The sequence below is a fragment of the Mucilaginibacter sp. genome (genome assembly GCF_965277465.1).
In the GTDB taxonomy this organism is placed as follows: Bacteria; Bacteroidota; Bacteroidia; order Sphingobacteriales; family Sphingobacteriaceae; genus Mucilaginibacter.
Window position 1 is genome coordinate 2,293,980 of record NZ_CBDICW010000001.1, and the last position, 25,474, is coordinate 2,319,453.

The 25,474-nt window shown below is 42.7% G+C and carries 17 protein-coding genes and 2 pseudogenes; 15 read left to right on the plus strand and 4 right to left on the minus strand.

The genetic code is table 11. The features are described 5' to 3' along the window. Positions 1-9: 9 nt before the first annotated feature. On the minus strand, positions 10-1,464 hold the full coding sequence (locus ACQY4U_RS10385; protein WP_428329331.1) for an RtcB family protein: 1,455 nt from the start codon (positions 1,462-1,464) through the stop codon (positions 10-12). 259 nt (positions 1,465-1,723) lie between these two features. Here ACQY4U_RS10385 and ACQY4U_RS10390 point away from each other — a divergent pair, with 259 nt between their 5' ends. The 6 genes from ACQY4U_RS10390 to ACQY4U_RS10415 all read left to right on the plus strand — a co-directional run bounded on the left by ACQY4U_RS10390 (position 1,724) and on the right by ACQY4U_RS10415 (position 11,097). Then, entirely contained in the window at positions 1,724-2,761 is a 1,038-nt protein-coding gene (locus ACQY4U_RS10390) for a helix-turn-helix transcriptional regulator (protein ID WP_428329332.1), read from the plus strand. Between the two features lie 167 nt (positions 2,762-2,928). Next, positions 2,929-3,243, plus strand: a complete 315-nt coding sequence (locus tag ACQY4U_RS10395) for a DUF6660 family protein (protein WP_428329333.1) — start codon at positions 2,929-2,931, stop codon at positions 3,241-3,243. Between the two features lie 77 nt (positions 3,244-3,320). Next, entirely contained in the window at positions 3,321-7,706 is a 4,386-nt protein-coding gene (locus ACQY4U_RS10400) for a CusA/CzcA family heavy metal efflux RND transporter (RefSeq protein ID WP_428329334.1), read from the plus strand. A gap of 2 nt (positions 7,707-7,708) precedes the next feature. Beyond that, on the plus strand, positions 7,709-8,905 hold the full coding sequence (locus ACQY4U_RS10405) for an efflux RND transporter periplasmic adaptor subunit (protein WP_428329335.1): 1,197 nt from the start codon (positions 7,709-7,711) through the stop codon (positions 8,903-8,905). An 875-nt stretch (positions 8,906-9,780) separates the two neighbouring features. Then, positions 9,781-10,386 (plus strand): hypothetical protein, encoded by a 606-nt coding sequence (locus ACQY4U_RS10410; protein WP_428329336.1) that lies wholly within the window; start codon positions 9,781-9,783, stop codon positions 10,384-10,386. Between the two features lie 114 nt (positions 10,387-10,500). Next, positions 10,501-11,097 (plus strand): TMEM175 family protein, encoded by a 597-nt coding sequence (locus ACQY4U_RS10415; protein WP_428329337.1) that lies wholly within the window; start codon positions 10,501-10,503, stop codon positions 11,095-11,097. A gap of 52 nt (positions 11,098-11,149) precedes the next feature. Here the strand turns inward: ACQY4U_RS10415 and ACQY4U_RS10420 are convergent. Next, positions 11,150-11,329: pseudogene (locus tag ACQY4U_RS10420) on the minus strand (Hsp20/alpha crystallin family protein); the annotation flags it as partial. Positions 11,330-11,513: 184 nt separating this feature from the next. Here ACQY4U_RS10420 and ACQY4U_RS10425 point away from each other — a divergent pair. The 3 genes from ACQY4U_RS10425 (at position 11,514) to ACQY4U_RS10435 (ending at position 17,158) form a co-directional block, all read left to right on the plus strand. Then, positions 11,514-14,297, plus strand: a complete 2,784-nt coding sequence (locus tag ACQY4U_RS10425; protein WP_428329338.1) for a TonB-dependent receptor domain-containing protein — start codon at positions 11,514-11,516, stop codon at positions 14,295-14,297. A gap of 17 nt (positions 14,298-14,314) precedes the next feature. Beyond that, complete coding sequence (locus ACQY4U_RS10430) at positions 14,315-15,739, plus strand: hypothetical protein (RefSeq protein ID WP_428329339.1); 1,425 nt, start codon at positions 14,315-14,317, stop codon at positions 15,737-15,739. A gap of 78 nt (positions 15,740-15,817) precedes the next feature. Next, positions 15,818-17,158: a histidine-type phosphatase gene (locus tag ACQY4U_RS10435; RefSeq protein ID WP_428329340.1), complete on the plus strand. Its 1,341-nt coding sequence runs from the start codon at positions 15,818-15,820 to the stop codon at positions 17,156-17,158. 217 nt (positions 17,159-17,375) lie between these two features. Here ACQY4U_RS10435 and ACQY4U_RS10440 read toward each other — a convergent pair whose 3' ends face one another. Next, positions 17,376-18,239 (minus strand): AraC family transcriptional regulator, encoded by an 864-nt coding sequence (locus ACQY4U_RS10440; RefSeq protein WP_428329341.1) that lies wholly within the window; start codon positions 18,237-18,239, stop codon positions 17,376-17,378. Between the two features lie 126 nt (positions 18,240-18,365). Here ACQY4U_RS10440 and ACQY4U_RS10445 point away from each other — a divergent pair, with 126 nt between their 5' ends. The 6 genes and pseudogenes from ACQY4U_RS10445 to ACQY4U_RS10470 all read left to right on the plus strand — a co-directional run bounded on the left by ACQY4U_RS10445 (position 18,366) and on the right by ACQY4U_RS10470 (position 24,050). Continuing rightward, positions 18,366-19,220: a phytanoyl-CoA dioxygenase family protein gene (locus ACQY4U_RS10445; RefSeq protein WP_428329342.1), complete on the plus strand. Its 855-nt coding sequence runs from the start codon at positions 18,366-18,368 to the stop codon at positions 19,218-19,220. A gap of 234 nt (positions 19,221-19,454) precedes the next feature. Then, positions 19,455-19,661 (plus strand): hypothetical protein, encoded by a 207-nt coding sequence (locus tag ACQY4U_RS10450; RefSeq protein WP_428329343.1) that lies wholly within the window; start codon positions 19,455-19,457, stop codon positions 19,659-19,661. 14 nt (positions 19,662-19,675) lie between these two features. After that, positions 19,676-20,140, plus strand: a complete 465-nt coding sequence (locus ACQY4U_RS10455; protein ID WP_428329344.1) for a sugar phosphate isomerase/epimerase family protein — start codon at positions 19,676-19,678, stop codon at positions 20,138-20,140. Positions 20,141-20,292: 152 nt separating this feature from the next. Next, positions 20,293-21,495, plus strand: coding sequence for a Gfo/Idh/MocA family protein (locus ACQY4U_RS10460; RefSeq protein WP_428329345.1), 1,203 nt, complete (start codon positions 20,293-20,295; stop codon positions 21,493-21,495). A 16-nt stretch (positions 21,496-21,511) separates the two neighbouring features. Further along, positions 21,512-23,226 (plus strand): annotated as a pseudogene (locus ACQY4U_RS10465) (GMC oxidoreductase). Then, positions 23,226-24,050: a sugar phosphate isomerase/epimerase family protein gene (locus ACQY4U_RS10470; RefSeq protein WP_428329346.1), complete on the plus strand. Its 825-nt coding sequence runs from the start codon at positions 23,226-23,228 to the stop codon at positions 24,048-24,050. Before ACQY4U_RS10465 ends, ACQY4U_RS10470 begins: the two are co-directional and overlap by 1 nt. Before the next feature lie 519 nt (positions 24,051-24,569). Here the strand turns inward: ACQY4U_RS10470 and ACQY4U_RS10475 are convergent. Further along, a complete protein-coding gene (locus ACQY4U_RS10475) occupies positions 24,570-25,286 on the minus strand; it encodes a hypothetical protein (protein WP_428329347.1) in 717 nt (238 codons plus the stop codon). Between the last annotated feature and the right edge of the window lie 188 nt (positions 25,287-25,474).

Below are 25,474 nucleotides of genomic sequence, written 5' to 3' on the forward strand. Positions count from 1 at the left end.
AGATTTAAACTAATCCTCTGGCTTCTCCCTCGCATCTGCCATTCTAACAATCCTCGGCTCAAACTTGGCCAATACCTCAACTAAATCATGCTGCGCAGCCATAACAGCGTGGATGTCTTTATATGCCATTGGTGCTTCGTCCACATCGCTGCCCATTAAGGTAATGCGTTTGTCAACCAAATTAGCGGCAATAGCGGCTTTATCCAATGTTTTAAAAGCCGCGCTCCGGCTCATGGCCCTGCCCGCACCATGACTGGCAGAGTTAATACTGGCTGCGTCGCCTTTACCACGTACCAAAAAGCCGGGCGTACTCATGCTGCCGGGTATAATGCTTAACACACCTTCGCCGGCCGGGGTTGCGCCTTTACGGTGTACCATCACTTCGTTACCATCGGCAAGCTGCTCTTTCCAGGCAAAGTTGTGGTGGTTCTCTATCATGCTAATGGGCTTAACACCAAGGGCACGGGCAATTTTGTTATGGATCTCGTGGTGGTTGACGCTGGCATATTCGCCGGCCAGGTTCATGGCTATCCAGTATTCCTGGCCTTCATCCTTATCCAAATCTAACCAGGCCAAATGTTTTGCTTCGGCAGGGAGCTTGGTTTTGGTGATGGCAATACGGCTGTAATAGTCGGCCACCGTACCCCCAAATCCGCGCGAGCCTGAGTGCGATAGCAGAGCCAGGTATTTCCCGGCAGGGATATCAGCTAAAGCACCATCCGCAATGGTCAGCTCGCCCCATTCTACAAAGTGGTTGCCGGTTCCGCTGGTTCCTAACTGTTTATAAGCCTTATCCTTTAATCCACGGATCAGCTTAGTTTCGTTCCACGTTTTGCTATCAAACAACGAACTGTCAAAGTACGATTTAGTAGTACACCCCATCCCAAAGTAGGTGTTATCCACTAAAATATTTTTCAGCTTGTCGGTTTCGGTATCAATGGCTTCGGCAGGCAAATCAAAAATGCTTAAACACATACGGCAGGCAATATCAACCCCAACGGCAAAGGGGATAATGGTATTGGCAGTAGTAGCCAGCACACCGCCAATAGGCAGGCCATAACCCTGGTGCGCATCGGGCATCAGGGCGCCGGCAACGGCAATAGGTAATTGTATAGCGGTACGCATTTGCGCCAGTGCGCCAACCTCAATATTCTCCAATCCCCATACCGGGAAATTGGCTATTTCTTCTTTCAGCTTAAAGTTGCTGCGTTCCTGCTTTACAAACTTGCCTTCTTTTTGCAGGGCAATTACATCCTCGGCCAGGTTTTTAAACTTGCCGCCTTTCTTTAAGGCGTAGGGCATAGGGTCGTTAATTAAAGCTTCTAAATTGGCCAGTATCTCGGGCTTGGCCATTACGTTGTGTTTTAACAAGCCGTTAGCCACGCGGCTAAAGTTTACCAATACTTCCACATCATTAATACCTAATGCCTTTAACTCGTTGTTGCCTATTTTTTCCTTTTCCATAACTATTGTGGTATTCAAGTTTAACAATTAAAAGTCTCCGGGCCAAAACCCCTCTCCCCGGTTCGGGAGAGGGGGCGTTTGTGAACGCGTTCAGCCTTTCGACAGTACAAAGAGAAATATCAAGTGCGCAGCGTATTTGCGCAGTGAAAAATAATTTATAAATTCGTCTGAATCAGAATTCACAGGATTTTAGAATAAGGAGAATAATCTATCTTAAACAAATCCGAAATCGTAATTCCAAAACCTGAAATCAAAAGATATGCCCGTTAACCGCAACGCCTTGATCCGCTACCGCACTATCGACCAATGCCTGCAAAATCGTTTTAAGAAATGGACGCTGGACGACCTGATTGAAGCCTGCAGCGATGCCATATACGAATACCAGGGGATTGATACCGGTGTAAGCCGACGTACCGTACAAGCCGATATGGAAATGATGCGCAGTAATAAGCTGGGTTACGAAGCACCAATTGTGGTGGTTGATAAAAAGTATTATACCTACAGCGATAAGAATTACAGTATTACCAATAGTCCGCTAAATCAGCAGGATATGCAGGTACTGAGTGAAGTATCCGGCTTGTTAAAGCAATTTAAAGGCTTTAACCACTTTACCGACCTGAATGAAATGGTGAGTAAACTGGAGGACAAGATCTATTCGCAGAAAACACAAAGTGCCCCGGTAATTGATTTCGAGAAGAACGATAATTTAAAAGGGCTGGAGTGGATAGAGGTGATCCGCAAGGCTATCGTAGCTAAGAAAACTATTTGTATTACTTATCAGTCTTTCAAAGCCAGGGAAGCCAGCACCTTTTGTTTTAGCGGATACCTGCTGAAAGAATACCGTAACCGTTGGTTTGTATTAGGGATGCAGCACAAACGCAATGCACACATTATGAACCTGGCTTTAGACAGGATTCAAGAAGTAGCAGAACATGAAGAGCCTTACCGCGAGAACAGAACACTCGATCTTGCTACTTATTATAATGATTGTATCGGGGTAACCAAATCTCCCGGTCAGCGTGATTGTGAGGTGATATTTTGGGTAGATGCCGCTAATGCTCCTTATGTGATAACCAAGCCTTTGCACCATACGCAAAAATTGTTGAGCGAGGATGCAACGGGAAAAATATTCAGCATCAAGGTGATTATGAACTTTGAACTGGAACGCGAGTTGTTGGGCTTTGGCGCTAAAATGAGAGTGCTGGGGCCAAGGATATTGGTGAAACAGATTAAGAAACAATTGTATGAAGCGCTGGAGAGTTATAAAGTAGTTGAAAAAGGTCTTACAAAGGAATAAATCTCGTTTTTAAAACCACTGGCAGCCGGTGGGAAATATTAATTAACATGCCGATAGGTATTTGATATTGAATAGCCATCAATGAAACAAGGACCGCCGGTGCTAATACAACAGAATTACAAACAATTAAATCTTCATTCATAAATGAATTAATTATCTTTGTATTGTTGAAATACTTAGCTATTCTATTCAGTTTATATTTTACTGTTCTGGCGGTTTTGCCTTGTCAGGATAAGGATGGTATGATTGCAGGTGTAATTCATCAAACTATTAAAAAAAGTCATTCTGCGACTGACGAAAGAGCTCAGGAAACCTGTCCGCCTTTTTGTACCTGTTCATGCTGTTCTACTGCAAGAACTTTAACGGCAACTTCTACCATCATCGTTTTTACCAGATTAGTTACCCGTGAATATCCTGATTATAGCATACCTGCTGTTCAGGAACAGCAGGTAAAGATCTGGCAGCCTCCACAAATAGTTTAATACGAAAGTTCTAAATGTTTTTCGCCTGCAATAAACTTTGCACGGCTTTTTCGTATTCGTATTAATTTTTACAATTTATGTTTGACAAGATTATCGCGTTCTCTATCAGGAACAAGGTAACTATCGGTATCATGACACTGGTATTAATACTGGTGGGTGTTTACTCCGCGTACAACCTGCCGGTTGATGCACAACCCGATATTACCAATAACCAGGTACAGATCATTACACAAGCGCCGAGTTTAGGTGCACAAGAGGTGGAGCAATTCATTACCGCTCCCATAGAATTATCCATGGCCAACATTGCCGGGATCATCGAAAAGCGCTCCATATCCCGTTCCGGAATTTCTGTGATCACCATTGTTTTTAAGGATGATGTAGATATTTACTGGGCAAGAAGCCAGGTGAATGCACAACTCAAAGCAGCTGAAAGTGCAATTCCTGCCAATTTGGGGCAACCGATGCTGGCCCCAATTACTACAGGCCTTGGTGAAATATACCAGTACGTACTGCATGCCAAAAAAGGTTATGAAACCAAATATACTGCCACCGATTTGCGTACCATTCAGGATTGGCTGGTACGTACCCAACTTGCAGGAACGGTGGGAGTGGCCGAGGTAAGCGGCTGGGGCGGTTATGTAAAGCAATATGAAATTGCTTTGGATAATGACAAGCTCAATTCATTAGGCCTGACCATACCCGAGATTTTTGAGGCCCTGCAAAAAAACAACGAGAATACAGGCGGCTCCTATATTGAACAGCAAAGCAATGCCTATTTTATCCGGGGATTAGGGCAGGTGCAGAACCTGGATGATATTAGAAAGATCGTTGTCAAGAACGGTAAAGGCTCACTTATCCTCATCCGGGATATTGCAACGGTACAATTCGGCAGCGCGACCCGTTACGGGGCAGTTACCAGGAATGGTGAGGGTGAAGTAGTGGCTGGTGTTACCCTGATGCTAAAAGGCGAAAACTTTAGCCAGGTAATACATAACGTTAAAACCCGCATGGTGCAGATCCAAAAGTCACTGCCTGAAGGCGTAGTGATAGAGCCATTTATTGACCGCACGGAATTGGTGGGCCGGGCCATAGGCACGGTAGAACGCAACCTGCTTGAGGGTGCGCTGATAGTTGTCTTTGTATTAGTGCTACTTTTAGGAAACCTGCGTGCCGGATTGGTCGTCGCTTCCGTTATTCCCTTAGCCATGCTGTTTGCCTTTTCCATGATGCGTTTGTTCAATGTTTCAGGCAACCTGATGAGTTTGGGCGCTATTGATTTCGGCCTGATCGTAGATGGCGCAGTAATTATTGTAGAAAGTGTGGTACACCACATTACTACGGGTAGCTACAAGCAAAAAGGTGATGAAAAACTAACCACGGCACAAATGGACGGGGAGGTTAGGGAAAGCGCCAGTAAACTGATGAAGTCTGCCGCTTTTGGGCAAATTATCATCCTGATCGTTTACCTGCCGCTTTTATCTTTAGTCGGCATCGAAGGAAAAATGTTCCGGCCTATGGCGCAAACGGTAGCCTTTGCCATATTAGGTGCTTTTATTTTATCCTTAACTTATGTGCCGATGGCCAGTGCTTTGTTTTTAAGCAAAAAAACATCGCATCAACCAAATATCTCCAACCGTATTATTGGATTGCTGCAACGCATTTATCATAGAGCGTTGGTAGTAGTGCTTAAAGCCAAAGTGATCACCATTACTATCGTATTCATCTTATTTGGAGTCTCCTTATGGGCGTTCAGCCGTATGGGTGGTGAATTCATTCCTACGCTGGAAGAAGGTGACCTGACCGTTGAGATCTCCATGATGCAGGGCACCTCCCTAACCGAAGTGGTCAAGACTTTTGGTAAAGCTGAAAAAACATTGAAAGACCAGTTCCCGGAGATCAAACAGGCGGTGACGCGTATTGGCAGCTCCGAGATTCCTACTGATCCGATGCCGATGGAAAAAGGCGATATGATGCTGGCCATGAAACCTAAAGGAGAATGGAAGACGGCTAAAAACCGTGAAGAAATGATGGAGAAGATGGAAGAAGCGCTATCCATTATCCCAGGTATCAACGTAGAAATATCTCAACCTATGCAAATGCGTTTTAATGAACTCATGACCGGTATCCGCCAGGATGTGGCCATTAAGATCTATGGTGATGACCTGGATATATTAGCCACAGAAGCAGGTAAAATTGCCAAACTGATCGCCCCGGTTAAAGGCGTAAGCGAACCTTATGTAGAAAAGGTAAGCGGTTTGCCTCAGATCCAGGTAGCCTATAACCGCGATAAAATGGCGCAGTACGGGTTGAATATCAGCGATGTAAATATGATCCTGAAAACGGCTTTCGCAGGCAGTGTGGCAGGTGTGGTATTCGAGGGTGAAAAGCGGTTTGATATGGTGGTTCGGCTTAATCGTGACCTTAGGGAAAACATTTCCGGCGTACAAAATTTGCTCATACCCTTACCATCAGGCAACAAAGTACCTTTAAGCCAGGTAGCAGACATTTCCTTCAAGGATGCCCCGGCGCAGGTATCCCGTGAAGATGGTAAACGCCGGATCTATATCGGCTTTAACGTCAAAGACCGCGATGTGGAAACAACGGTTAAGGAAATACAGGCCAAACTTAACAATCGTTTAAAACTGCCATCGGGTTATTACCTCACTTATGGCGGTCAGTTCCAGAATTTACAAGCTGCTAAAGCCCGTTTATCAATCGCTGTACCGGCAGCATTACTGTTTATCCTGATCCTGCTTTATATTACGTTTCGTTCAGTAAAAGAGAGCCTGCTCATCTTTACCGCAGTGCCGCTGGCCTCGATGGGTGGAGTGGCTGCCCTGCTTTTGCGTGGAATGCCATTCAGTATATCTGCCGGAGTAGGTTTTATTGCGTTATTTGGTGTAGCTGTACTTAACGGTATCGTGCTGATTGGTTATTTCAACCAGTTAAAGGAGGAAGGCATGGATAATATTTATGACCGGGTTTTGGAAGGCACCAGGACCAGGCTACGACCGGTACTGATGACCGCTTCTGTGGCTTCGCTCGGTTTTTTGCCAATGGCTTTATCTGCCAGTGCCGGAGCAGAAGTGCAAAAACCATTAGCCACTGTCGTGATTGGCGGGCTGATCACCGCGACTTTCCTTACCCTTTTTGTACTGCCTTGCCTGTATTTATTATTTAACCGGAAGGAAACGGTAAAGGTGAAAATACCTGTAGTATCCAAAGTGCTGATTATTTTAATGATGATTAGCGCCGGCCTGTTGTTTCAACCCTCAGTTGCACAGGCGCAAAGTGTTGGGCCGCTCACTTTAGATAGTGCAATTGCTAAGGCAATGCGCAATAATTTACAAGTGCGTTCAGCCGGGCTTTCCGTCGAACAATCGAGGGCATTGCAAAAATCGGGTACAGATATCCCTAAAACAGAATTGATGATCACACAAGATCCAACCAGTGGCGGCAATATGGATAATTCCATTGGGATAATCCAAAACATCGCCTGGCCGGGGCTGTATAAGAACCAGCGTAAGCTCTTGAACCAGCAAACTATCCTTGCAGAAAGAACGGGAAATGTTACCCGTGCGGAGATCACCCGTGATGTGCGCAATGCTTATTATGCTTACCTGCTTAGCCGGGAAACCTTACGGATCCTGAATTATCAGGACAGTATCTACAACGGTTTTATCAAACGGGCTGAGATCAGGTTAAAGACCGGGGAAACATCCAAACTTGAACTTTTAAGTGCTAAAAATAAATACCAGGAAGTCCAGGCCTTGAAGATAGGTGTGCAGGCTGATCTGAAAAGCAATGAACTGGTCTTAAAGCAATTGCTCAACACAAGCGAACAGATCATCATTGCTGAAAACAAACTGTCTTTATTACTGACGATACCATCGGATACCCTGAACACTACGCGTAACGCGAATGTAAACGCCGAATTGCAAAATATAGAGGTGGCGAATGCCCGGCTTGCAGTAGAAAGATCAAAGGGAATGCCTGACCTGAAGATTGGTTACAACCAGCAACTGGTGATCTCCGGTTTTAACCCGGCAGGTATAGACCGTAGCTATTCTCCCGGTACCCGCATTGCCGGTCTGCAACTTGGACTATCGTTACCGATCTTCAACGGGGCTAATCGTTCGCGGGTAAAAGCGGAAAGATTATCCGGGCAGATCGCACAAACCAATTATGAGAATGCCCAAAGCCAGGTTCGGCTGCAATATGAACAGGAAATGCAGCAATATCAACAATACCGCCAATCGGCGGAATACTATACTTCCGGCGGGTTAAAACAGGCGGATGAGCAGTTGAGGATTACCCAGGTTTCTTTTAATCTCGGCGAGATCGGCTACATGGAGTACATTTCGAATATATCTGCCGCTGTGCAAATCAAATTAGCTTATATCGAAACGGTCAGCCGGTTAAACCAATCCGCTATTCAATTACAATTTTTAAGAGGGGAATAAAAATGAAATATCAAGCATATAGAATACACATCATCACCTTACTGATCGCAGGAACATTACTGGCTTCCTGCTCGGGAAGTTCAGAGAAAATGGACAATAAGGAAACCGATATCGGTAAAATCCAAAATAAAGACAAGGAAAGCGGGCTTGAATTATCTTCGGAACAAATGAAGTCGGTAGGAATTGCGACCGGCCCTATTGAGCAAAAGAACCTGGATGCGGTTGTAAAAGCGAATGGGCAGTTGGCCGTTCCGCCCCAAAACAAAGCGGATGTCAGTATCTTATCTGGCGGTATTATTAGTAATATCAATGTGCTGGAAGGACAGCAAGTGCACAAAGGCCAGGTATTGGCAACGATCAAAAATCAGGACCTGATCAAACTGCAACAGGATTATTTAGCGGCTAAGAACAATTTCGCTTATGTGCAGGCAGAATATGACCGTCAATCTCAATTGAAGGCCGCCGGTGCGGGCACAGGTAAATCATTTCAAGCTTCGGAAGCGACTTATAATGCCGAGCATTCCCGGCTTACTGCCTATGAAAGCCAACTAAAGCAATTGGGTGTATCGCCGGGCAGGATCAGTAACGGGCGCATCGTTTCCCAATTCCCGGTACCTTCCCCGATCAGCGGTACGGTTGGGACAATATCAGCCAATATCGGCGCTTACGTTCAGCCGGGTACTTCCATTATGGAAGTGGTTGACAACTCAAAAATTCACTGTGACCTCACCGTTTTTGAAAAAGACCTGATGGCCGTAAAGGTCGGTCAGAAAGTAAGCTTCCAGTTGACCAACCAGGATAACCAGGTTATTAATGGAACGATCAACGGGATCAATAAATCTTTTGAAAATGAGAGTAAAGGCGTAATTGTGCATGCCGTGATCAATAACAAAGCACATCAAAACCTGATACCGGGCATGTATGTAACTGCACTGATCAGTACCGGCAGCAAGCTAACCGCTGCAGTGCCTGTCGACGCCGTGATACGTTCGGCTGGCAAGCAATATATTTTTGTGACCACCACCCATAATACAGATGGCAAAACCATCTTTACTAAAACAGAAGTAACCACAGGTGTGGCCGAATTAGGTTATATACAGATAACTCCGTTAAATGCGCTGGCACCTAATGTACAGATCGCGACTAAAGGCGCATTCTATTTACAGTCAAAAGCAGCCGGAAGCGGCGAGGAAGATTAGTTATGTAAGAACCGGAAATTACTTTGTTTGAAAAACCAGTACACTCAACAGCATAGCTTGGGTGTACTTATTGTTTTCTCAATCAAAACAGCGCAGCAATTCTAATAGATATGGAAATAAATACTTATAAATGCCCTTGTAATCGGGCTGTTTTTTTCAGATCAGCTTTCACTCCATTAATCATGAACCAGCACACTTTAGGAGGATTTTATTACCAATGGATAATTCTTGAGTTAATTAAGCAGATTCTCCAATTTTCGGTTATTAGTTCAAACCAGGGTTTCCAACCATTGAGATATTGGCCAGACAAAAGAAGTTGCAGCCGGTATCGACTTTAAAGAACCAATTAAATTGCAAAAAACATCCAGGCGAATACTTAAAGCTGGCAAAATGCCACTTTCAAAACGCTGGTAGAAGAGGTAAAAGAAAAATTAAAACAAAAATGGATTTTCAGGCTTGCCTGCAATTACCTTAAAACTATAAACCTAATCTGCCTCATACAAATTGAATGTACAGGAAGTATATTGATCTGGATTTCAGAGCCGCTGTCAATCCCTGCCTATCCCAACCGTTCATCATTGATCGATAATTTCCTGATGTTGCTTTCATAAACCCCCTAACAATCGCAGGTTTATAATCCTGTCCATTGGCTTATGTGATAGTGCTTTTCGTTGTATGCTTTTGATTTAGGATGCACATCGTCTATGGCGGTCATGAAATCCTGGATCAATTTGATACTTCCCGACTATCAAATTGAGAGGGCCTTAATTTTTTTCAATTCGGGGTGTCCTGGTTTAAAACTGCGCTGATATGCTTTAAAGCTACTTTTTAAGTATTAAGTAATTTACTGGCATTTAGTTGGCGATATTTTTAACATGGGAAATAATTTTGAAACTGTTAAAAGAAATGCAGTACTGCTTCTTAAAGATGATATTATAAAAGATGAGGGTTTTAAGGAAAAGATCAGGGTGTTGGATGGCAGGGTGCATAAGATGCTTCTATGGAGTACATTGAGTTCAGTATGGAGTTACCTGATACTTATTGTTACTATCGGGCGGATCTATGCCAGTTTTAATGGTAAGCATACCCTGCTGTTATTTGGCTGTATGTTAATAATGTATTTAGGTATAGGTGTGCTCATCTATCTTGTATGGAAAGGGATGAGTTATAACCGCAGTTATTTTTATTTTGCCAGTAAAACTTACCTTAAATACCAAATCCAAAAAATATCCGGTCAGCGTAAACTCATTTCCTGTTACCTGCTCGAATATTTTTTACTGCTGGCAGTAGCAGGCGGCTTTTTTTATATGGATATTAAAAACGGACTAAGTTCGCTGCTTACCCTTACAGCACCGGTTAGCCTTATCACTTATGGAATAGGGATTTATTTTATCGCAGTTTTCACCATGCAAATCCGAAAACTTAATTTTTTGCACCAGAAAATTAATGAGCACTATGTAGGTCAGTTTCATCAAAATTAAAATGTCATTACCATCAAAAAATAAAGAGACCTGGCTTTTTGTAGCAGGTGTTATCTTCTCACTTATTATCGCAATCGTGGCGGCAATAAAATACTTTGGCCAACAACGCTAATTATGGAAAAGCAGCAATTAGAGAAGTTTACGAACAGGGCCGCAGGCATAGCCTTTGCTTCACTTATCCTGTTCTTCAGCCTCCCGCTTGAAAAGCTGGCAGATACAAAAAACTTAACCCAGGCAGCACCCCACCTGATCATATTTTTTTTTAGTATGCTCATGATAAGCGTTTTTTGGACCGCGCAGACTAAGATTATCGGTTTGATCACAAAAATGCATTTAAGCAGCAAAATAGTTTGGCTAAGCCGGTTCTATTTCTTCTTCCTGGTACTTATGCCTTTGGATTGCGGCTGGATTGCTGCAAATTTTCATTGGCCTGGCTCTGTCCTGTTATATTCCTGTAATTTGCTGGTGATTTCATTATTACACCTGCTGCTGTTGTGCGCTGCTTTAAGCTTCAATTATCGGCATCACCAGGTTTTAACCGTAAAAGTACGGAGTTCATTAAAAAAGATAGCCTGTGCCGGCCCTGTATTTTATATGGTTGCCATTTTACTCAGTTACATAAATGTATATCTTAGCTTAGTGCCAATAACTGCAGGCTTAGGTTTTTATGCGTTGTTATTAAATAAAAAACAGGTAGTTGGAAAGATCTAAAACGACCGTGATAAAACTAAAACGGGCTGAATTTACAACCCGCTCTCTAAATCTAATTTTTTAAAAAAAACTTTAACGCAATCTGGCGGCTTGCCATTTTCGCTTCTTCTTTTTTAGTAATATCCAATTTTAGGATGCCATCTTTATAACAGGCTTCGATGCGGTTATGATCAGCTTGTTCAGTCAGTGTAAACGAACGGATGAATAAAGAATAGCTAAACTCCCGTTTGGCGTAACGTTTGTTTTTTCACTGTTTTTCACAGTGATATACTCATAATTTATAAATTCATTCTACCTAACTTCAGAATTAAAACAGAATTGTTACAGTAATTTAACTCTTTTCATTTATGGTTAACCTGTTATTTACAATTTAGTTATATACAAGGGGGTTCTTTGCAGCTTTTAAAGAACCCTACATGAAGAAAAGTTTATCTCTGTTCATCTTAATTATTGTTAGCTCTTTTGGCCTTGCCTATTCGCAGGGATCAGTAAAAGGTATAATTAGTGATCAAACGGGGCAACCGCTTATTGGCGCAACCGTAACATTACACAACAAAACAACGCAAACAAAACAGTACACCAGTGTTGGGCTTGATGGCAGTTACCTGTTTAAAAACTTATCGAACGGCAAATACACTGTTTCTGCAAAATATATTTCCTATCAAACCGCTGAGCAGGAATTTGAGATCAACGAAAATGCCCTAATCATCAACCTTTCGCTTAAAAGCAAAGATAATTCGCTTAACGAAGTAACAGTTGCCGGTAAAACCAATCACACGTCTGACAAATCAGCGCTAAATGCAGAGCGTAATTCGCCGATAGAAATCAACTCAGTTTCTGCACGGACTATTGAGGCTTCGCCGGATATTACCATAGCAAACGTAACCCAGCGTGTTTCGGGCGTATCTGTTGAACGTAGTAACAACGGCGAGGCACAATTTGCGATTATCAGGGGAATGGACCAGCGTTATGAATATACGCTGGTAAACGGCATTAAGCTGCCGAGCCCTGATAATAAAACCCGCTATGTACCCCTTGATATTTTCCCGGCAGACATTGTTGATCGTTTAGATATATCAAAGTCGTTAACACCCGATATGGAAGGCGACGCTATTGCCGGTGCCATTAACATGGTACTTAAACAAGCGCCGGATGATTTTACCTTAAGTGCAAATCTGGGTACAGGTTTTGCCAATACGTTTTTTAGCGGTAACGGGTTTACAAAATTTGACCATAGCGCAAGTTTAAGTGAATCGCCAAGAAAAATGGGAAATAATAATGCTAACATAGCCGATTTTCCTAACAATCCTTTTCATACCAGCCAGTTAAAAGCCCCGCTGGGAACAATAGCAGGCCTTACTGTTGGCGGCCGTACTGCTGATAAAAAATTTGGCGCCATAGCTACACTAAGCTATCAAAACAGTTATCGCCAAACCAATGGTTTATTCTTCGGCTCATCAACCAGCAGCTTAACCGGTGCGCCGTTGCTGGGTAGTGAACAGGCCCGTGTTTATAATATACAGCAGGAGCGTACCGGGGTTGTTACCCAGTTTGATTATCGTTTTAATGCAAACAACAAGATCGTTTTAAATGCCGATTATATTAACCTTACCCGTAACGAATATCGTTTTACTTCAGATACCAGCTTATCGGCCAGCCATACCGCACCCGGACTTGGTACAATAAGCAATAATTACCTGAGCTACCGTACAGTGCAGCAAATCTACAACTTTGATTTGCATGGTACGCATAAACTGGCCGACCAGTGGAAACTGGATTGGCACGCAGTTTATTCAAAGGCTACTGCTAACTCGCCCGACCGTGCCGAATTAACTGTGGGTACGGCAGGTACTTTAAATTCAAGCGGACAGGTAGTAAGGGAACAGCCTTACCTGCCTTCAAATCCCGACCCGGAAGAGCGGATCTTTGAGAAAAACGCTGACGAAAACAAAAGCGGTTACCTGAACTTAACCTACTCACCTAAACTGTTTGGTACTACGGTTAACTTTACCGCAGGGGGGATGTATCGTGACAAAACACGTAACAGCGCTTATGATGAGTATGACCTGATCCAGAATGCTGCAGTATCAAGTGCACAAAAGTTTGATGGCAATATTGATAATAATAGCCTTGTGGTTCAAAATACAGATGGCGATGCTTCAAATGCACTTAACTATAATTTTACCGAGAAGATCAGCGCAGCTTATGGAATGTTCAACTTTACGGCAGGCAAGCTTTCGGCTGTTGGCGGGCTTAGGTATGAAAATACCAATCAAAGTTGGGTAAGTAATGTTAACCCATCAACTATTGTAGGTAAAACAGGTACGGTAACTTATTTTGATGTATTACCAAGCCTGAACCTGAAATATAACTTTAATGATAAACAGGATTTGCGTTTCTCTTATTACTCTGCTATCAGCAGGCCAAACTTTTATGAGCTGATTCCGCATGTGGTAGGCGATCCGGATGCCGACTACCCTGAATATGGTAACCCTTACCTGAAACGTACCACATCAAACAATCTTGATCTGCGTTACGAGTTTTTCCCCGGTTTGCTTGATCAGTTTTTGGGAGGTGTATTCTACAAAAACATAAAAAACCCTATTGAATATGCCATATTACAGGGCCAGGCGGGGCAAACGGCTATATTAGAACCCGAAAACTTTGGTACTGCCACCAACTACGGTTTGGAAATAGATGCGACTAAGTATATGCGCAATTTTGGTATCAGGTTAAATTATACCTATACTAACTCAAGTATCAGTACCACCAAACAGCAAATTAATCCGGGCAATGTAACGTTAAGCACAGTAAACCAAACCCGCCCATTACAGGATCAATCTAAAAACATAGGCAACCTGTCGTTCCTTTATCGCGAAGCAAAAATTGGTTTCGATGCACAAATTTCGGCAGTGTATACAGGTCCGCGCATTTACGCCGTATCACCTTACCTGGATAACGACATCTGGCAAAAAGGTTTCGTAACGCTTGATGTTTCGGCAGAGAAAAAGGTATTTAAAAAGTTCTATGTCTATGCCAAGGCAACAAATTTAACCAATACACCTTTCCAGCTGGAAATACGTAAGCCATATACCACACAGTCAAACGTATTGAGCTATCAAACTGTAGGACAAAATTACTTTATCCGCAAGGATACTTATGAGCAATATTACATTTTAGGTTTAAGGTATAAATTGTAATGATCAGGAAAACGAAAATGAAAAAGCAATTCAATATACTATTATTAACAGCTGTAGCCAGCCTGATGCTGTTTAGCGCATGCCATAAAGCGGAAGACGCGAAAATATCGCCAAGGCTTGTAGTAGCAAGCAACCCCATTACATCAGATACACTTAGCGGAAGCGTAAACGGTACTTTACTAAGCGGTAAAACCTATTATTTTGCCAGCAATATTACAGTAAATGGTGGCGATACCCTGAAAATGCAGGCAGGTGTAACACTTATTGCCCTGGGTAATGGCTTAACATGGCAAACAGCACCCGAGATAATTGTGCATGGTACTTTTATTAGTTTGGGTACACAAGCCCAGCCAAATTATATTACTGTTAGCAACGCGGCTACTTTACATGCGCAGGCAAATGCACAAAACTATACCAACGTTTTCCAGGGATGGTGGGGTGGTATTTTTGCCGAGCCGGGCCCGGTAACAGCCAAAGACCCAACCCCGGCAGGTGGTGACGTGGTTATTAAATGGACGCACCTTGAATTTGCCGGCGGCCCATCAGGCCCGAGCGATGACGCTGCGGTTTATTCCCCGCAAGGCAGCCCACGCTGGACGATCTATTTTGCTAACATCAAAAAGAACTTTGTTTTGGAAGATTCGTGGGTGTTTGGCAGCAGAGATGACGCCATGCGTTTAGCCGGCGGCCATGTTAATATTATGCGCAATACCTATGAGCTGGATGGTGTGGCGGCAGGGGAGGCTTGCAACATTAAGAGCGGTACGGTAGGGGACGTGGCTTACAATGTGATAATTGGCGCGGCAACTAATGCGTTCAAAATTTCTGACGCGGGTACTACGGGTATACAATGTAATATTAATTGCTACAACAATACGATTGTAAGCTGCGGCTGGCGACAAAGCTCAACCAGTGGGCATGGTGGTTCAATTGATGTTGAAAAAGCTGCCAAAAGCCATATTTACAATAACATGATCATTAACTGCGATGTTGGCTTAAGAATATTAACCACTGCCGACACTGCCAATACAAAATTCAACAACCAGCTTTTTTATGGTTATAATCAAGCCATTGTTAATACATTTTATGCTTTAGATGGTGAAAACAAAGGCAATGTAAAACTGCAACAGAAATCGGGGGATATATTGTCAACCACTCCACAGGCTAATAACCCTATGTTCTCCTTTTTTGATGTGAATGCTTATAATTACACAACCTACCCGGCGCCAACAACAGCTAATAAACAAACGCCTTTAATAACAATGGCTGGTGCCTCAAGTTTTCATATAACATCAACTTCACCTGCTTACGGTAAAGGTACAACAACAGCTTCCCCACCTTATAATAATGTAACAACTACAGGCGCTTACGCCCCAATTGTTACTCCGCCAGGTGTTGATTTGGGTGCTTACCAAAGTAACGGATCGGGCAACCAGCATTAATATATAATATTAGCATAATTTTATAACGGAGGTGCTTTATTTGCACCTCTGTTTTTGTTTAATGATAATACTTGCAGAATGAAAAAAATAATCACATTATTAAGTTTTGTATTGACGATAAGTGGGGTTGCATACGCGCAGGATTTCGGTACTACTTATTTAGGTACTAAAACCCTTTATCAATACCATGCTCAAAAATATACGCCACCGCCTGCAGGGTATTTGCCTGTTTTTATTAACCACGTTGGCAGGCATGGTGCAAGGCATCTTACTAAAGATGTTGCAAAAACTTATGCCTATGCCCTGTTAATGGAAGCAGATAGTAGCATTAGCCTGACTGATAAAGGTAAGAAGTTGAAACAAATGGTAGCGGCGCTGCAAAAAATTGAGCAGGGCAATACAAAATTTATTTCTGCTGAGGGCAGGGACGAATTGTATGGCTTGGGTAAGCGCATGTTTTTAAATTACAGCAAGGTATTTAATGGTAAGGTAAATCTCGATGTTGCCGTTACCAAAGAAGTACGCACCACCCAAAGCGCTAATAGTTTTTTATCGGGCTTTAATAGCAACCTAAAGGATAGCGCCAGCGTAAGGTTTTACAATGATGATACCAGCCTGCGGTTTTATGATTTGTCGCCCGCTTATAAAAAATTTGAGGATAGTGTAGCCAATTGTGGTTTAATGTTATCGTTAAAAAAGGCAGTTGGTTTTAATGAATTGGTTAATAATGTAATTAATCAATTCTTCAATATCAATTTTATAACTAAGCTGGATCAAACCCGGAAAGAAAAATTTGTAAGTGATCTGTTTGGGTTTACAACCATCAAATACTCATTAAAAGCAGAAATAAATGAAAAACAATTTGAAAAGACAAGCCTTAATTTTGAATCGTTTTTTACCTGTGAAGAGCTTAGGAAATTAGGCCAAATAGAATCGGTGGATGAAAACCTTAAAAAAGGGCCGGGAACCGATAACAATGGAATACAGGTAAGGGTTGCTGTACCTTTATTGGTTGATTTTATTAAAGCTACAGATGACTTTATTAAAAACGACAAATACAGTGCACACCTTAGATTTGCCCACGCCGAAACTATTGCCCCTTTTGCCGCCTTACTGCAAATAACAACGGCTGATAAAGCGGCTATTAACATCCAATCACTAAAATCCAACTGGCACTCATCAGCCATTATACCACTTAGCGCAAATATTCAATGGGTGTTTTATAAGCGAAAAGGAAGCCCCGATTACCTGGTAAAAGTACTATTAAACGAAAAGGAAGCCCATATAGATGGTTTAATAGCTTATAAAGGTTTGTTTTATAAGTGGGCAGAGCTACGCAAGTTTTATGTCGGTAAGTTAAAACGCCTTAATGTTAGTTTAACTGATGACATGGCTTTGTACCTGAGCCGGCTTAATTGATGAAATAAAAGCGTAGTTGACACCAATACACAGGCAATGATTCAGCACCCTTTATTTAATTATCATTGGCACAGATTGCCTTAATCAGTAGTAGGTTAGCAGCCTGCTGAGGGATCAATAGATGACATAGGAGGGGCCTGTAAATATCTGAATGATGCTATAAATGATTTGAAAAAACTGATAATTTAACTAATCATGTTGTGTTTTGGCGACGGTTTTACCCATTGTGCAGCTTCTTAAAATTCAACGGGTTTTTTTGGTATACCTTACGAAATTGCCGGTTAAAGTTGGATAAATTATTAAAGCCGCATTCCATACAAATTTCGGTAACGCTTTTGGATGTTTCTATTAGTAGCTTTGAGGCGTGGTTAAGCCTAACCTCGTTTACAAAACCTGTAAATGATTTACGGGTACGAAGACTAAAATATCTTGAAAATGAATTTTCAGCCATATTTGCCAAATCAGCTGCCTCTGATAATGATATTTCCCTGCCAAAATTATTGATAACGAAATTGATGATTTTATTCATCCTGTCCGTTTCGTTAGGATTTTGTCCCATTATCACATTATTACAGATCAACTCCAGGTCTTTACTGTCCGAGAGTATGTTAAGTATCTCCAGCAGTTTTAGCCATCTCGAAAATTCCTTTGCAGCTACCAATTCATGTAACTTTTTGCTGATCAATTTATTAGTTTCTCCGGTTACAGATAAACCTTTTATTGATCTTGCTAATAAGCTATTGATCTTTTGCGCTTCGGGCAGATCAGTAAAGTTAAAGCCAAAGGAGTCTTCCTTAAAATGAACAACAATTGATTTGGCCCTTAAATTTGAATTATCCTCGAAATATTGCGGGTCGTTTTTATACGTATGCGGCAAATAAGGGCCTATCAGCGCAAGGTCGCCGGGCTTAAAATTACTGATGTGATCGCCAATGAACCGTTTTCCAGTGCTTTCCGTTACCAAAACCAGTTCGTACTCAGGATGAAAATGCCAGGGAGTTGGGTAATATTGGTAGTCAAAAAATTTGGTCACAAATGATTCGCCTGAATTTTTTGGCAAATATTCTAATACTGGTTTCATCTATCAAAAATACTGAATAAAAGGGTCTGAATTTTAGCAATGTTAGATAAGTATCGGTTTTCAACAGAAAAAACGTAGTGTGACACTTTGCCTTACGGTACCTTGGCTCTTATTAAAACCAATTATATGTACAGCAAAAAATTAACTCCGGAACAGGTTGCCTTGTACCATCAGCAAGGGTATGTTGTTGTAAAAAGTTTTTGCAGCAAGGCTGAAATTGATAAACTATATAGTACCGCTGTAAACGATAATGCTATGCTGAATAACGCAGTGGATTTAAACGATCAGAGCGGAAAAAAAACTAAGCTATCCTTGTGGTTTACACCAGGTAATGACGTGTTTGGCTATTTAACACGCAGCGAAAAAATGGTAAGTTCCGTACAGCAGTTATTGGGTGATAAGGCGAAGGTTTGTCATTTCCACTCCAAGCTGATGCAAAAGGAACCTAAGGTTGGCGGCGCCTGGGAATGGCACCAGGATTATGGCTATTGGTACAAAAACCAATTTATGTTTCCCGATGAGCTCATCAGCGTAATGGTTGCCCTTACACCGGCTAATAAAGAAAACGGCTGCCTGCAGGTGATTAAGGATTCACATAAATTGGGCAGGGTAAACCATGGTTTTTCGGGCGAGCAGGTTGGGGCTGATATGACTATGGTAAATAATGCACTAAAAACCATGGAACTGGTATATTTAGAGCTTGAAGCAGGGGATGCCTTGTTTTTTCACAGTAACCTGCTGCACCGCTCAGAGGCTAACTTGTCCGACTATCCCCGCTGGTCAATCATTTCCTGCTATAGCCTGCAATCTAACCTGGCCTATAATGAAAGCTCTACCTCGTGGAAAACGCCCGTAAACGTTGTGCCGGATGAAGCGATTTTAGAGTGGGATGCTGAATCATTATCAAATGCTGATTTCCTGAAAAAAGAAAATGACCCGGCGCTAAAGGAAACCGGATGGGAAAAGGAGGTTGCTAACTAACGATGGAAAAATTTAAACAGAAGGCGCTTTTTAGCAGCTGCCGGTTACCTGGCCGGCGGAACCATATTAGCCGGCGGCTTAGATGCCGATGCCGCGGCTATCTTCACAAAAAAACAAAAAGTAAAAATAAGCGGCCATATATGGGTTTATGCCAGTAAGTTTCCGCCGCAATGGGACAGTACCCCGGTTATTGAACAGGCTTTTTCAGATTTTCAATATGCAGGGATCAATGGCATGGAACTAATGGAAATAAACCTGCGGCATGATGACGCGGTATCCCATCTGGGTAGTTTAGCACAGCAGTACAAAGTACCGGTTACAGGAGCATCGTACGGTGCACCGATGTGGGATAAAACAAAACACGCCCAAATTTTAGATGATGCGGAATTGGTGATCAGCAGGCTCACCAACTGGACGGAAAAACGCTTGGAGTATCGGTAGGTGATGCAAACAGGTTGAAAACTGAGGCAGAACTGGATGCCCAGGCCGATCTTTTAAATAAAATAATACCCATTTGTAATAATTACGGCATTGTTTTGAACCTGCATAACCATACCTATGAAGTGCAGAACGAAATGCACGACTTAAAAGGCACCTTAGCGCGTATACCTGATATTAAGCTCGGCCCCGACCTTAACTGGCTGGTAAGAGCAGGTGTTGACCCTGTCTGGTTTATCAATACCTATGGCAAACAAATGGTGTATATGCACATCCGCGACCAGGGCGCCGATCATAAATGGACAGAAACTGTAGGAAGCGGTGTTACTGATTTTAAAGCGATAGCGCAGGCATTACAAAAGCAGGAATTTAGCGGACGTGCGGCAATTGAGCTGGCTTTTGATAACCCGCCGGTGAACCCGATAAGGGACGACTGGAAAAACAGCCTTCAGTATGTAAAACAAACATTTAACTGGGTCTGAATTTACACCGATCTGCAAATAAACAAAATAGCCATCTCACCCCGGGCTTCTCCAACTGCGTACCGCTTTAACTTTAGCGGTAACGCAGCGAGAGGAAGACGTGGTAATAATATAGTTTACCTTAATTTATAACATCCAATCAGTATAACATCATGAGAATTGCAATATTGGGTTCGGGCTTTATTGCCCGTTTTTACGCGGAATCGTTAATGGCACAGCGGCGAAGGGATACTGTAGTTATGGTTTATTCGCGCAGCGAAGACAGGGCCAAAACTTTTGCTGATGATTACAAACTACCCTATTTTACTGACGATATGGCTCACGCAGTTAGTCATCCCGAAGTTGATGTAGTGATTATAGCCTTGTCGAACCACCTGCACCTGCAGGCCGTTGAAGCCTGTGCTAAAGCTGGTAAACATGTATTGTGCACAAAACCATTAGGCCGTACAGCTGCAGAGGCCAAACAGATGCTGCAAATGGTTGAGCAGGCGGGCATTATGGGCGGCTACCTGGAAGATCTGTGTTATACCCCAAAGTTCCTGAAATCTGTTGAAAGTGTTAAAAAAGGGAGTCTTGGCCGCATATTATGGGCAAAATCGCGCGAGGCGCATTCCGGCCCGCACAGTAACTGGTTTTGGGATAAGGAATTATCGGGTGGCGGTGCCATTGTTGATCTGGGTTGCCACTGTATTGAAATTGTAAGAAACTATATAGGCAAGCAATACCGTCCGGTTGAAGTTATGTGCTGGGCGGCTACACAGGTTCACCCTATAGACGCAGAGGATAACGCGGTTGGCCTGGTAAAATACGCCAATGGCGCCATTGGTCAGTTTGAAGTAAGCTGGTGTTTCAGGGGCGGAATGGATCTGCGCGATGAAGTGCAGGGAACGGAAGGCACCATCTGGATCAACAATTTTTTGCGTACTGGTTTTGAAATGTTTTCGACAGGTAAGGGCGGTTATGTGGCCGAAAAGGCTGAAAGCAATAGCGGCTGGCTTTTTCCTGTAGGTGATGAGGTACATGAGCTGGGGTACAGCAATATGTTTACAGATATGTTTGAAGCCATTGAACAGGGGCGGGAACCGAATGAAACTTTTTATGATGGCTATGTGGTAAACGCAGTAATTGATGCAGCTTATACTTCAGTAAAGACCGGTAAATGGGAACCTGTACAATTAGAAGATTGGCGCGGCGAAGAGTATGCCGATATCGCCATCAAATTCCATGAATATGATGAGCAGCATTACCTGATTAAGGACGAGATATTGCCGGATGGCGGGAAAGTTCTGATCCTCAAAAATAAACAAACAGGCGAGCTTAGCCGGAAGACCTTTGTTGAACAAATAAATGCTTAATTTTTAGATACCTGCAATGAACGATCATTCGTCAAAAAATATAAATACCAAAGGCACCGCGCAAAACACTTATGATGCCATTGTTGTCGGCTCGGGTATATCCGGTGGTTGGGCCGCAAAAGAATTGTGCCAGAAAGGTTTAAAAACCCTGGTTCTTGAACGCGGCCGTGATGTAGAGCATATAAAAGATTATCCTACGGCAATGACGCCGCCCTGGGGCTTTCCGCACCGCGATGAATTGCCTTTAAAAGTTCAGCAAGAAAACCCCATCGTTTCACGCTGTTACGCATTTAAAGAAGAAACAGAACATTTTTTTGTTAAAGATAAAGAGCACCCCTACATTCAAACCAAGCCCTTTGACTGGATAAGGGGCTACCAGGTTGGCGGTAAATCGCTGCTTTGGGCCAGGTGGACTCAACGCTGGAGCGACCTTGATTTTGAAGCCAATGCAAAGGAAAGCATCGGTGTAGACTGGCCCATCAGGTACAAAGATATTGCCCCATGGTACAGCTATGCCGAAAAGTTTGCGGGTATAAGCGGCAACCGCGATGGCCTGCCCCAAATACCTGATGGTGAGTTTTTACCACCTATGGAAATGAATGTAATTGAAAAGCACTTAAAAGGGAGTATAGAAGCTAATTTTCCCGGAAGGCACCTAATCATTTCGCGTACAGCAAACCTTTCAAAGGCGCTTAATGGCCGTGGCCCCTGCCAGTACCGCAATCTGTGCTTTCGAGGTTGTCCGTTTGGCGGTTATTTCAGTAGTAACTCAACAACCATACCCGCAGCGGTTGCAACCGGCAATTTAACTTTACGGCCCTTTTCGGTGGTTCATTCTATTATTTATGATGAAAAAAGCCAAAAGGCAAAAGGTGTGCGGGTAATAGATACCAATACCTTGCAGGCAACCGAGTATTTTGCAAAAATTGTATTTATAAACGCGGGCACTCTAAATTCAACACTTATCTTGCTCAACTCAACATCTTCCCGTTTTCCAAATGGTATGGGTAATGATAGCGGCGCTTTGGGCCACTACCTGATGGACCATAATTACCGGGGCAGGGTATCCGGGCAGCACGACGGCTTTGAAGATCATTATTACTATGGCCGCAGGCCAACCGGCGTTTACCTGCCCCGCTTCAGAAACTTAAGCGGTAAAAAAGAAGTAGATTTTTTAAGGGCTATGCCTTTGCCTGCGGTGGCTCGCGGGAAACAGGGGATGGTACGGCACAACATCAAATTGGCGCCGCCTTTAAAGATAGCCTTACCGAACCAGGCAAATGGAAAATGAGCATGACCGGCATGGGCGAATGTTTGCCCGATATAAATAATAAAGTTACCTTGAGCAAGGATAAAAAAGACAAATGGGGTATGCCATTATTGGATATTGATTGCAGTTTCCGGTCAAACGAAACTACGATGCTAAAAGACATTCTGGCAACCGGCGCCGAGATGCTGGATAAGGCGGGCTTTAAAAATATTACCCAGTTCGACTCGGAACAAGCGCCCGGCCTCGGCATCCACGAAATGGGTACTGCGCGGATGGGCCGCGATGCAAAAACATCTGTTTTAAATGCCTATAACCAGGTTTGGGGCGCGCCTAACGTTTTTGTAACCGATGGCTCCTGCATGACATCAGGAGCCTGCCAAAATCCTTCGCTAACTTATATGGCTATTACTGCACGTGCCGCCGATTATGCGGTTAACGAATTAAAAAAAGGTAATTTATAATGAAAATTCAATTCTTTTGCCCGCGATGGGGCGCTGAAAATATACCCTGGGACAGCTTTTGCATAAAGGTAAAAGAAGCCGGGTTTGACGGCGTTGAAACACCAATCCCTTTCGACAGGATTGAACAGCAAGTAATTACCGATGCCCTAAATAAACACGGGCTCCTGCTCATCGGGCAATATTATCAATCCTTTGAAAAGGACTTACCCCTGCACAAAGAGAATTTTAAAAAGCATCTGGAAAGTATAGCTGCCCTAAAACCTTTGCTTATAGATGCTCAAACCGGAAAGGATTATTTTACATCGGCCCAAAACCGGGAGCTTTTTCAATTGGCAAAGCAGGTAACAGCTGATACCGGGATAGTGATAGTGCACGAAACCCATCGCAACAAAGCCTTGTTTGCAGCCCACATTGCAAAGCAATTGCTTACCGACAATCCGGATATAGTTATCACTGCTGATTTTTCGCATTGGTGCAATGTATCAGAAAGTTTATTAGATCAGCAAACAGAGGCATTAAACCTGGCCATAAGTAAAACGGTACATATCCACGCAAGGGTGGGCCATGCTGAATCGGCCCAGGTCTCGGACCCGCGCGCACCCGAATGGCAGGCAGAGGTTAACGCTCACCTGGCCTGGTGGGACCAGATAATAGATAGCAGGCTTAAACAAGGTGCTGAACTTTTAACCATTACCCCTGAATTTGGCCCGGCCCCGTATATGCCTGCACTCCCTTTTACTAAAATGCCGGTGGCGAGCCAATGGGAAATTAATGTTTATATGATGGGTTTATTGAAGGACAGGTACAAAATTTATTGTTGCTAACCAGTTATAAATCAATTAACACACTGTGCCCATACAATAAAAAGCAAAAAAACGATAGTGTTAAGTGTATGCTGTTTGTTGTTTGCAGTCTGCTTTAATTTTGCATTTGCCCAATCAAAAAGCAGCAGTCCCTAAAATGCGGCAAATACCTGTATCTTAACACTCAGGTATCATGAAATGGAATTAATTTAAGCCATTTTTGAGTTTTTAGGGTGGGTGATCTGGCGTATCCCTGCGGGGCGGGCTATCCGTTTATACGCCTGCAGGCCTTACCCACAGGCAGGTATCCACTATTACCCCTTACGCGGGGGAACTGATTACTGTTTTGTCCGTCCGTTTCCAGGTACCGGACATAAACGGACGGACGGACACTTGCCCTGTAAAATTTACGCTGCGCTAAACTCGTGTGAGCGTGGGTTTAAATGTCACAATAAAATATGTATTACAATAAAGAGCTGAGGAATTAAAAGATGAAAAAGTGGATTTTCAACTTAAACAACAAGCGTTTTCTTTAAAATGCTACTCAATCTTTACTTTTAAATTTTCAAATTTGGTTGCCTTGATGCCCACTAATCCATAAACAGTAGCACCCTTTTTTACCACTGTTCCAATAATGTTGTAATCTACTAATTCCTTTTTAAAGGCACTATTTGCCGTCCCGGCAACAATCATATTTAATGCTGTCAATCCGGGTCCAACTGCATACCCAATTGGAAATGAGCTTGTTTGCCGCCCATTGGATGATGTGTTAAATTTAGCTGGTGTTAATAACAAATAAAATAGATAATACGCGCTTTTTTGTTTCAACGCTGTATAAACTCGTTCATTTTCTATTAAAATCACGTCACTGCCATTTCCATATACCAGTTTAATATCTTTCCCAAAAATGAGGTCCCTGTCGCTATTATTGGTTAGCTTAACCGCAATTAGTTTAATATTATTTTTGGTTTCCTTTTTTGCATATTTTTCAGGAAGCAGACTATATTTATAATCTAAGATGACCGATTTGTCATTACTGTTTGAGAGATAATTTAAAGATGGCGGGTTTATTAAATGATAGTTGGATGCGCAACTGCATAGAAAAAAAACGCATATTAATACGCCAAAAGTTTGTAATTTCATTTTGTGATAAAAGTTTTTAGTTAAGGCTTGTAATATAACATTTTTAACGCACACGCAAACCCGGTCAAAAAAACATGCTGCAGCGGTCCAAATCAACAATTCATCTACCTGCATTTCCTTAAATTCTCAACTATTAACAAAAGATATTTGTCCGTCCGTTTACGTCCGGTATTTGAAACGGACGGACAGGGCTCCCTCTTGACTCTATCCACTCAACCCTCTGGCTTCTCCCGTGTATCCGCCATCCTCACAATCCCTGGTTCAAACTTAGCCAACCAATTTAAAGGCTACCGTTTTTAATA